Here is an 11,277-nt window from a genome sequence, read left to right on the forward strand (position 1 = left end):
CTGGACACTTGCCAGTTTTATAGCGGCCTGCCAAAACATCTTCCAGACAGCACCGGAGTTTGACCGGATCATTCCCCACCAAGGTGCTTGTGCCTTCACTGACCGTAATGGGTCGCTCGGTGTTCGGTCGCACAGTAAGGCAGGGAATCCCCAGGGCGGTGCTCTCTTCCTGTAATCCCCCTGAGTCGGTGATGACCACTTTCGCCTGGGACGTCAACGAAAGAAACTCCAAATATCCCAGTGGCGGCAGGGCCCAAATCCTGCGAGAGCCGCTTCCCTGGCCATCCAGGAGGTGCCCCAGCCCAAACGTCTCGATCCTTTGTCGCGTGCGTGGATGAATGGGAAAGACCACGGGGAGCTCGGCCGCCACTTCCGCGAGGACTTCCAGAAGCCCTGAAAGCGCCTCGGCGTGATCCACATTGCTCGGCCGATGAAGTGTCACAACGGCGTATTCCCCGACCGGAAGTCCCAAACGCTGCGGCGTGCCTATTTCCCGGGCACGTGGCAACAGGGCCAGGAGCGTATCGATCATCACGTTGCCGACCAAGTGAATTTGCTCCTCTGAATGCCCTTCCCGACGGAGATTCTCCACGCCCGACGGTTCGGAGACGAACAGCATGTCTGCGACCGCGTCGGTGACGATGCGATTGATTTCCTCCGGCATCGAGCGGTCGAAGCTGCGGAGACCGGCCTCCACATGGGCGACCGGGATCCCCAGCTTGACGGCCGCCAGGGCCGCCGCCATGGTGGAGTTCACATCACCCACCACAATGACGCGGTCGAACTTTTTACCCTCGGGCGTGCCCGCAAGGAGCACTTCCTCCATCTTCTCCAGAATTCTTGCGGTTTGCTGGGCGTGTGTTCCCGAACCGACGTTGAGATGCACACCGGGCCGCGGCATCTCCAGGTCCTGAAAAAAGACGTCGCTCAGTTGGGGATCGTAGTGCTGACCGGTATGAATCAGAATGGGACGGATCTGTGGATACGCCCGCAGTGCCCGCAAAATGGGGGCCATCTTCATGAAATTCGGTCGCGCACCGACGACACAGGCGAAGAATTTCATCGTCACCCCGTTGGTCTCCGTAAATCCGTAGAGAGAGGGAGATTTTGGCTGCTAGAAAACCTACCTTGCGGATCGCCCCTGTTCAACATTCCTGGAATTCTCAGATGTGGCAATCAACAACCGGATTTCATTGATGGTTGCCACAAGCTCCAGCCGAAGGGGGGTGCCTGCTAGGGCCTGTTCGAACCACTCTTCCGCCAGCCGAAGTTCTAACCCGGGTTTACCCTCCGACAGGTAAAGATAGGCCAGACCGATCAAAACGGGCGTGTCCACAGGAGACAACGGCCTTCGGGCAGCTTCCAGCGCAGACGGCAAAGCACGGAGCAGGAGGGCTCTCCTATCGACCGATGGCGTTGCCGGTTTCGGACTCATATTACACAGCACGGCGTGACGCATGGATTCCAACGACGTTGCTGCTTTTGCATATCGGAAGGCACCAATGATCGCGCCGACACAAAAAATGAGCGTTATAACGCATATAACGAATTTCGTGAATAGAACGATCGATTTGCTGAAAACGCGTCCCGACGTCTTTGGATCAATCAATCCGACCACGAGTCCCGATATCATAGCGAATAGCAATGCATTCGCAGGGATGTGCAGATTCCAGTCAACAAACCCGTGAGGCAAAAATGCTACCAGGGCCCCGCCAGCGCCCGCGAGGAGGGGATTATCGACTGAGTCTCGTGTAAAAGTGCGTATACTCTCCGGTTTCCAGATCTGAGCCAGGAATATCGTCAGCACAGCAATACCCAGGAGACCGCCCTCCGCGAGAAACTCAAAATAGTCGGCATGGGCAAATGCCGTAACAACTTCGGAATCGCTATAGAACGGTGAAGCGAACCTGTAGGCACCCAAACCGATTCCGGTGACGGGTGCGCCCATGAACATCCGCCAGCACACGCCCCACTGGGAAACGCGCCACTGAGCACCACCGATAGAAGTCCAGATAAGGTCAAGCATATTCGCGGTACGTTCGGTCTCGGCAACCTGAGGAGAGAATCCTGCCCAAGCTGATAAAGCGAAAAGACAAACATAGCCAAGAAGTTCCAGACAAAAAACCAATCCAACCAGCCGTCGCCACTTTCCAGTCGTTCTTTGCCAGACCACCCAGGTACATCCGAGCAGGACGCCCACGGTGGCTGCCCGCGCGGAAGCTCCCAGGGCCAGGACGGCGATGGCAGTGGTAGCCATGAGCCCAGCCAGAATTCCCGTCCCTGCCCCCGCAAGTGACAAGGCCGTCGCCTGCCTTCTTTGTTTTAACCAAAGAAGGGAAAAGACCACTGGGATTGTCAGTTCGAGACAACCGCCAAAATGGTTACTCACCAAATAAGGGCCAAATCCGTCGCCAAGAACCCAGAAAGGCAACGAGAGTGAAACTCCGCCCACCTGGAGATTTTGCGTACGACCGAAGGCAGCCGAACGAAGTGGATCAACGAGGGGATTCTTGTAGCCAAATGGCCAGCGCATTGCCGATGCGGGGCTGATCACATCGCGACCGGTCACCCATTCTACGCAACCCCACGCCAGGACGATTACGCCAATCGAAGCAAGCACCCACCCGAGAAATGCTGCCTTCCGGTGATCGCGAACCAGCTCTACGGTTATTGCGAACACCAAAGTTGTCAGAAAAAGTTGTCGGATCGCCAATTGGGTTGCAGCCGGGGCAATCGAAAGTCGAGGGGCGAGAGGCTGGCCCAGACAATCCGACGCGAAGGTCCAAGCATGATAGGACGCGGGTGAAATGGCTTTGACGAACTCACCGGGCAGTGGGCAGGTCTGAATCAGTCCGATTCCCAACACCGCGATGGGAAGCCAAAAAAAGCGAACCTGCCTCCCGAATGTCACGAGCCCAAGAAAGCCGACTGCCGCTGCCGCCACTTGAAGAGCAGCAAGCCAGACCGGAGAAGTTGCCCCTTCCACAAGAGGTCCAACCAGCAGCGCAGCGGCCACGATCAAGACCGCCGCCCAGGCGGAAATCCTCTGGAAGACGGCCCACGCAGACCGGATGTCCAGGTAAGCGGTATCAGAGAAATGTAACGTCAACTTTTTCCTTCAAAAAACACGACGCACTCGTGGCCACGATGGACGACACTTGCCGTCCTATCACCGCCAGCGAATCCAGCAGACTCCGCAGCGTGGCTACGGATTTGCCAAACAAGGACATTGGGCGTGGTTCCCTCCAGAACCAGTTCGTGGGCCGATTCTTTTATACCAAAATGGGGGAAATATTGAGCAGTTTGCTGCGCCCAGGTGTGACCCGAAGCGGAGCCGGGCTCGATGAGCAGCCGGTCCGGCGGGAGCTCGATCGTTATCGCATCTTGAGAGACACTCCCAATACTCCGCTCGCCTGGAATGTGGAGCCGACTGGCCAAGCGTGCCTCGGATCGCCCCGTCACCCAATCCGCGATCAGCCATGGTCCCTTCTCGATACACATAATCAGGCGTCTGACCTCGGGACAACCCAAATGCCGGTACGCGTTGTGTGTGCACCAGGCATAGTGGAAGGGGCTGATGGAATCGCGGTGGAGAATCCCCGGCCAGCCACGGCGGCCCATGCGGAAGCGTGACCACACGTCGCACTGGTTCTGGCCATTGATTTCCAGCGTGTTGTGCGCGCGGGTACTTCGGCAATAAGCCCGTTCCAAAGAATCCTCGTAGTCGTGTACTCCGGCGTCCACCACCAACCGCTTGCCACTCCAGGACGCCTCAAAAGTCAGTAAATCGGCATGGGCATGGGCGGGCAAATGGTCCGGACCGACAGGGCCGACGTCAAAGATGACAAAATTTCCACCCTCGCGGTAGATCCAGTAATCGCCCACCTGGTACGACACGGCTTGCTCCGGCTGAAGGTTGGGAAAGTCCATTCTCAGCCGCGCAAACACCTGGCGAGGCGAAGGTGTTAGATCGAGTGTGCTATCGCCGAAAAGAGGGATTTGACCGTCGGGATGGAGCACCTTTCCCAGGAATTCCGCCATCTTGGCGATTACCGCATCCAGATAATCGGGAGCCTTTCCCAAGGCGGCCTGGAACGCATCTCGCATGTCGGCGAGCGCCAGCAGAACATCGACATGGTACATGGGCGAGCGTTCAAAATGCTCTCCGGAACTGAGAATCTGTTCCCGGCACTCGCGAAAAAGCAGCTTAGTGGCGGTGCGGAGCCATTCGTCGGGTTCAGACCCCGCAAAAAAAGCCCCCGCCACCGCCAGACCCCGAAGGTTTTGAATAAGATGGTTGCCCCTTACATCGAATTCCAGATTCTTCCTCAGCCACCGCGCCTGGGCAGACAGCGAGTCGAGCACCCGCTGCGCCAACGGGCCTTCAGGTGGGTACAGAGAGAAGAGTTTCACCCAGACGGGAATGCGCCTGGAAATGACGTAGGGGTGCCAGGCGTCAGGTGAATAGACGCTCGAAGGCAGGCTGTAATTTTGTATCCAACCGGCGATCCATTGCCAAATTTGCTTGGGAGTCGCGGGCAGGACATCGCCCCTGCACTTGGGCAGAAAAAACTCGTGATAGTGGAGATGAAAACGCCCAAGACGAGAAGCAATTTGTCTCTCGATGGTCTGCCAGTCCAGCTCGGAACCGGCGCGATACTCTCGATTGAGGAGCCGCAGAGTGACCCCGCGTTTATCTAGGGCCAGGCGAGGGCCTTCAGCGACGGGCTCGGCGATTCCATCAAGTGGGCCATGAACTTCTAGACCCCTTTGGGCACAAAGCCTTCGCACCTGCTTCGGCGCCCGATGACCTCTAGCCCTGGCAAGCAAACGATAGAATATCTGCCGCGGTCGGTAAAAACGAAGAGTATGATAAAGGCGAGACGCCGTAGGTTGCACAATAGTTGGGGCTTACTACTGACCAACTTCTGTGAAACAGGGAGATTCCCTGCGTGTGCGCGGAGAATCCTGGGTACCCTTTGGAATCCTGGTTGATTCGCAAATGACGTTGAGCATCTTTTCCGCCAGAGCGTCTCGAGAATAGTTTCGCCGAAGATATTCTCGTACACGCTGCGGATAGTCGGCAGGGAAGAGGTTGCCCGAGCGTAGTTTTTCAATGCACGCCAACAGCGACTCCGCGGACTCGGGTTCCATCGCCACTCCTGCCCCTGCCTCTTCGACAATGCGCAACGCTTCTCCGCGGACGCCCATGATAATCGGTTTGCCCATCGCCATCATCTCGAAAATTTTGCTAGGGATAACCGTCTCAAAGAGTTCCGTCTTGCGGAGATGGACGAGACAGGCGTCGGCACTCGCGATGACCCGGGGCATTTCCTCTTTCGGCAACCGGCCTGTGAAGACCACTCTGCCCTCCAGGCCCCGCCGCCGCGCTTCAAGCTCCAGTTCTTCTTTTCTGGCCCCCTCCCCTACCAACCAGAACACAACATCATCACGTCCACTGGCCCGCAGTTTTTCAGCGGCCTCCAGAACGACGTCCAAGCCATGGGCCATGCCGATTGTGCCCACGTAAGCACAGACGAATTTTCCGTCGCCGTTCCACTGCCGGCGAAGCTCCTCGTCGGCCGGCTGCGGGCGAAAACGTTCCAGGTCAACGCCGTTCATCACGACGGAAATCCGCTCCGGAATGTTGACCTTTTCAAGGATTTTCCTGCGATAGCCTTCACCCACTGCCACAATATGGTCGGCCGAGCGATACATAACTCTCTCGAGAAACTGTAAGAATCGTAAGATCGGTCGAAACCGGATGGCCCCGACGGTTTCAATCGACTCCGGCCAGATATCGCGGATTTCCAGCACAAACGGCCGCCGCCGCAGTCGCGAAAGGATCACCCCGGCCCAGCCGCAAAAGAACTGGGGACTGGTGGCCACGATGACATCAGGGCTTTTGATCCACAGGCCCGCCAGCACACTGGTCAGCATATATGAAAGGTAATTGATGATTCTTCTCACCGTTCCTGCGTTGGGAGCGAGGTAGGTCCACACCCGGATTACCTCGATTCCGTCTATCAATTCCCGCTGAGGTCGGAGCCTGTTTTTGTAGCCAGGAAAGAGAATGCCGGTGGGACAGTTTGGATTGCAGGTGATGACGGTAACCCGGTGTCCTGCCCGAACCCACCGCACAGCATGTTCATAGGTGCGGCTGGCCGGAGCGTTCACTTCCGGCGGGAAATAATGAGTGAGAAACAAAATGTGCATAGTCCGGCAAATATGCCCACTTGGTCGCTACCGCGTTATTCCTGCGCGTAGGCTCAAACCAAGCTTGTTCGCATAGTACTCCACAATATCGCGAATAATATCATCAAGCGAATAGCGAGGTCGGTAGCCGATGGCTTTTTCGATCTTCGTCAAATCAGGAACGCGGCGCTGCATGTCCTCGAAGTCAGCCCCGTAAGCTTCTTCAAATGGAATATAGCGAATTTGCGAGCGGCTTCCTGTAATATTGATCACCCGCTCTGCCAGTTCCCTAATAGACACTTCCTCCCGGTTGCCTACGTTGAACACCTGCCCCCTGGCTTCCGGCAATTCCATGAGCTTCACCAGTGCTCCCACGGCGTCCTTCACATGGCAAAAGCAACGTGTTTGACTGCCGTCGCCATACACCGTCAGGGGCTCGTCCTTAAGGGCCTGCTGGACAAACCGGGGAAGCACCATCCCGTATTGCCCGGACTGCCGCGGTCCCACCGTGTTAAACAGTCGCACGATCACCACGGGCATCCGCGAATGGTGCCAGTAGGCCATGGCCAAAAACTCATCGAGGGCTTTAGAGCAGGCATATCCCCAGCGGCGACGGTAGGAGGGGCCGATGACCAGGTCGTCATCTTCTGAAAATGGGACCTTGGTGGATTTGCCGTACACCTCGGAGGTCGATGTAATTAGGACCGGCTTGCGATATCGGGAACATGCCTTCATCACCACTGAGGTGCCGTGGACGATTGTTTCAATCGTGCGGACCGGCTGTTCCACGATCAATCGCACCCCGACCGCGGATGCCAGGTGGTAGACCCGATCAGCCTTGGCCACGCACTCGCGGACGATGCCTTCATCAGCGATGTCGGCACAGACAAGTTCAAACAGCGGGTGGCCTTCCAGGTGCGCGACATTTTCATGGCGTCCCGTGGAAAAATCATCGAGCACCGTCACGGAATGGCCACTGGCAATCAGGGCATCGCACAAATGAGAACCGATAAACCCCGCACCACCGGTAATGAGGATACGCATGTTATATCTCGCAATCAGTTCTTAAGGTCAGGAAATATCACCTGTTTGTTCAAACCGTCCTCTTTCAATATAGCTCGAACCAACCCCACGAGGTTAGACGCCACAACCGGGTGACGCATCCTCTGGTAGACAGGTTCCCAAATTTGGTGCACCCTGTTTTTGTCGGGCCGCTTCAACAAATAATCTCTCATAGCCTCGGCCAGAGAATGAGGATCCTCCGGGGCAACAACTCTTCCAACCTGATCATCGTTGATCACGTCGGGATAGCAGCCGACCAAGTTCGAGACCACCACCGGCAACCCCGACGCCAGCGCCTCCATAACCACTACCCCCCAGGGTTCTGTCCGGGAGGGGAGGACAAAAAGGTCTGCAGCACAGTAAAACCTTGGCAAATCTTTCGGCTGCTGAAATCCAACGAAATGAACGCGATCGTTCACACGGAGCCGAGCCGCCTGCTCTTCCAGCTTCGTCCGTTCTGGGCCATCACCGGCGATCAAAAGCTGACTGGGCACATTTTGAACCACCCGCGCGAAGGCTTCCAACAGGATGTCCACACCCTTTTTATTAATGAGCCGCCCCACGAAAAGGATCACAGGCTCGTTCCCCAAATTCATGCTCTGACGAATAACCGGGCGATTCGGGTAAAGAGCGGCAGCTTCGCGGCGAAGAGAATCCAGATCGGGGGAGTTCGGAACGAACGCACAACGATCAGCCCGTCCACCGTACGAGATGAGGTATTCCCGTGCGAGCTGCCCTGTCGGGAGAATACCGGCAGCCCCACCCACAACCCACTGGACGAGTGGCGTTTTAAGGGTCTTCCGGTAGCGCGCCCGTTTCAAGCCGTGAAAACTTTCACACATCACCAGATACGGGATCCGTTTTTTCCGCGCATACCACGCCGCGGCCAGCATGGTGAAGTGGTTGTAGCCGCCGAGAATGATGGCATCATACCGCTTCGCACGCAGTTTTTTGAGAATCGACGGGTTCCAGTACCCGTTGTGCTGCCCCAACCACGCGCGACCGGGAAGTACCTCCGCATGAAACTTGAACGGCCAGTCGATCTCCCACGGCCTGTCGTCTCCCTTGGCGTAACAGTAAAACACATCCAGCTCGACGCCGGGTTGCTCGGCAACCGTATTCCAGAAAGGATCGCGGTAGGGCGTCGGCTGGGGCGTAACAACGCAGAGATGCATATTCAGCTCTTCGGCGTAGTCTATTGGTTACTATCGAATCTACGTATTGTTGGTGTCGAGCGAGCTCGATGAGTTATTAGCTTCGCTTATTGTGTTGTCTGAGGTGCTTAACGACGGTAGCGACTCCCTGATAGTGTACTGGGGTTGTTTGTTGATATTGAGGTGTATGCGACCAAGATACTCTCCAATAATGCCCAAGGCAAGCAATTGCAGCCCACCGAGAATTAAGACCGCCACGATGAGCGACGCATATCCAGGGACGGCAATATTGCCGACAATCTTTTGGACGAAATAATAGAGGCCTAAAACCAGTCCGGCAAAAGCCACCGCAATCCCACTTGCCGATACTATCTGGAGTGGCAAAAGCGAAAAATTCGTGAAAAGATTCATCGCCAGCGTGAACAGCTTGGCGAAATTATAGCCCGATCGGCCGACTTTCCTCGGCCGATGCTCAACCTCAATTTGCGCGATCCGATCCGTGTTCCACGCAAGCAGTCCGTCGATGTATGTGTAATTCAGATCATAGGAAAGGATTGCCTCCACCACCTGCCGCCGCATGATGCGGAAGGCACTGGGAGTCACCCGGGTACGGAATACCAGCTTATAAAAACTCACCACAATCCAGGAGCCCAGGTTGCGCCATGGAGCGTGGTTGCGTTGACGCGGCACACCATAAACGACATCGGCCCCCGTTTCCTCGATGGCCCGAAGCAGCTTCGGGATTTCCTCTGGCGGATGTTGCCCATCATCGTCCATGGTGATGATGTAATCCCCCCTTGCATGGCGTAGGCCACACATAATCGCATTGTGCTGGCCGAAATTGCGCATCAGTCGGATAGCTTTTATTAGGTTCGGCCGTTCTCGGTGCACGTGATGCAGGACTGACCACGTCGCGTCGGGGCTGCCATCGTCTACCAAAATAATTTCGAAGCCAATCCCGGCCTCTGTTAGAATTCTCGTGACTCCTTCGACAACCTGCTGAACGGTGTTTACTCCACAATAGACGGGAATAACCACCGACAGATAGGGCTTCATGCCATTTTGTCCCACGAGGGTGGTTTCAGCCACACGTGCCACACCCCAGATCGAGCCACCTCTTTGTATCCGGCCGAGTGATACAAACGAAAAGCCGGCTCGTTATGCCCCTGAGTTGCAACCGTGATTGTATCACCACCAGTTGCTGCCACGTAGCTTTCCGCAGCGCGAACCAGTCGCGATCCAATTCCTTCTCCTCGAGCCTCCCGTCTGACCGCAATGAGCATGATTCTTCCGCCTGTCTCTTGCCGTCGAACCGAAACAAATCCCATAATCCGACTATCGCTCCAATAACCGAAGTTCGCGTCTGCAAGTACGCCCCGCAGGCTGTTTTCGGCCCAAAGGCGGAAAAGTCTTTCTCCCACCGTCCGAGGGATTATCGGATCGCACATAAAGCGTGAATGCGAGCCCGCAATAACCCCCAACTCGGAGACTTCCTTGACATTGCAATTGGTCGCAGCAAGTGCGATGATACCTTCAGGATTGTCAGCGAGATTCGGGCCATCAATCAGCTCTTTTGCAAGTTCCACACGTTGGCTTTTAAATATGCTAACAATACTGTTGACAATATTGCCTGGAAAGTTCGCATCAGCGGGTCCAAAGACGTAGAGAAGCGTCACGTCCATTTTTCTGGCATGCGCGATAGCCTCGGCAATCTGACTGACATCGCCTGACCAATCAACCCGTGCCACCGAAAAGCCAAAAAACTTGCTATCCCAGTCAAGCACGTTGGGTAACATGAAATGCGCCGGCCAGTGTGTGGATGACTATGTGCAGGTAGACGCCGGGGACCGACAAAATGTTCTCACGAGGTGTACAACATATTGTTGCTGTTCGCTGGAGAGTTCGTAAAACATTGGCAACCTGATGAGGCGCGCGGCTAATTCTTCCGTCAAAGGCAAGTCCTCCGACGCATATCCCCATCGGCGCCCCATGGGAGATGAATGGAGCGGTACGTAATGGAAGATGGCCAGGACGCCGTTATCGCGAAGATACCGCAACATCTTATCCCGTTCCTCGCCTGTCCGCGTGAGAATATAGAATAAATGATAATTGCTTTGACAGTCCGCCGGTATATGCGGCAGTCGGAGCAGCCCGGCCTCCGCAAGCGGACAAAGAGCCGTCCGGTAGTACTCATAAATCTCGCGTCGGCGGTTGGTGATGGAGTCGAGGCATTCGAGCTGGCCCCACAAAAAAGCGGCGAGAATCTCCGCCATCACGTAGGAAGACCCCACGTCCACCCAGGTGTATTTATTCACCTCGCCGCGGAAGAACTTCTGCCGGTTGGTCCCTTTGTCGCGGAGTATTTCCGCACGTTCGATAAACCGCTCGTCATTAATGCACAGGGCACCGCCCTCGCCACAGATATAATTTTTCGTCTCATGAAAGCTGTAGCACCCAAGATGCCCAATAGAACCCAACGCGCGACCCTTATAGAATGCATTAACGCCCTGGGCAGCATCTTCCACAACGAGCAAGTTGTGCCGCCGGGCAATATCCATGATGGTGTCCATTTCGCAGGCCACGCCCGCATAGTGGACGGGCACAATAACCCGGGTTCGCTCTGTAATGGCCGCTTCAATCTTGGTTTCGTCAATATTTAAAGTATCCGGACGAATATCCACAAACACGGGTTTTGCGCCGACTCGTACAAAGGCGCTGGCCGTGGAGACGAACGTGTACGAGGGCATGATGACCTCGTCGCCCGGTTGAAGATTGCAGAGCATCGCCGCCAGCTCCAGGGCAGCCGTTCCGGAAGGGACCATGAGGACCTTTTTGATGCCGAAGCGCTCTTCCAGAAATCGGCTGC

General features: G+C 55.9%; 9 protein-coding genes. All 9 read right to left on the bottom strand.

Features of this window, described 5'->3' with window-relative positions; genetic code table 11:
- A partial coding sequence (gene wecB / locus H5U08_RS03020) for a UDP-N-acetylglucosamine 2-epimerase (non-hydrolyzing) (RefSeq protein ID WP_297029970.1) occupies positions 1-1,063 on the bottom strand: 1,063 nt, incomplete at its 3' end.
- Between the two features lie 60 nt (positions 1,064-1,123).
- The gene (locus H5U08_RS03025) at positions 1,124-3,109 is read right to left on the bottom strand and encodes an O-antigen ligase family protein (protein WP_297029954.1); all 1,986 of its coding nucleotides are present in this window, start codon (positions 3,107-3,109) and stop codon (positions 1,124-1,126) included.
- Positions 3,106-4,791, bottom strand: coding sequence for an alginate lyase family protein (locus H5U08_RS03030; RefSeq protein WP_297029957.1), 1,686 nt, complete (start codon positions 4,789-4,791; stop codon positions 3,106-3,108). Before H5U08_RS03030 ends, H5U08_RS03025 begins: the two co-directional genes overlap by 4 nt.
- 123 nt (positions 4,792-4,914) lie before the next feature.
- A complete protein-coding gene (locus H5U08_RS03035) occupies positions 4,915-6,216 on the bottom strand; it encodes a glycosyltransferase family 4 protein (RefSeq protein ID WP_297029959.1) in 1,302 nt (433 codons plus the stop codon).
- A 27-nt stretch (positions 6,217-6,243) separates the two neighbouring features.
- Entirely contained in the window at positions 6,244-7,239 is a 996-nt protein-coding gene (locus H5U08_RS03040) for a GDP-mannose 4,6-dehydratase (protein WP_297029960.1), read from the bottom strand.
- A gap of 14 nt (positions 7,240-7,253) precedes the next feature.
- On the bottom strand, positions 7,254-8,432 hold the full coding sequence (locus tag H5U08_RS03045; RefSeq protein ID WP_297029962.1) for a glycosyltransferase family 4 protein: 1,179 nt from the start codon (positions 8,430-8,432) through the stop codon (positions 7,254-7,256).
- Positions 8,433-8,471: 39 nt separating this feature from the next.
- Positions 8,472-9,500: a glycosyltransferase family 2 protein gene (locus H5U08_RS03050; RefSeq protein ID WP_297029964.1), complete on the bottom strand. Its 1,029-nt coding sequence runs from the start codon at positions 9,498-9,500 to the stop codon at positions 8,472-8,474.
- A complete protein-coding gene (locus tag H5U08_RS03055; RefSeq protein WP_297029966.1) occupies positions 9,464-10,207 on the bottom strand; it encodes a GNAT family N-acetyltransferase in 744 nt (247 codons plus the stop codon). The genes H5U08_RS03050 and H5U08_RS03055 overlap by 37 nt, the downstream gene beginning before the upstream one ends.
- A gap of 27 nt (positions 10,208-10,234) precedes the next feature.
- The coding region (gene rffA, locus H5U08_RS03060) for a dTDP-4-amino-4,6-dideoxygalactose transaminase (RefSeq protein WP_297029968.1) at positions 10,235-11,277 on the bottom strand (1,043 nt) is incomplete at its 5' end.

It is taken from the genome of Thermogutta sp., assembly GCF_014359955.1.
Classification (GTDB): Bacteria; Planctomycetota; Planctomycetia; order Pirellulales; family Thermoguttaceae; genus Thermogutta.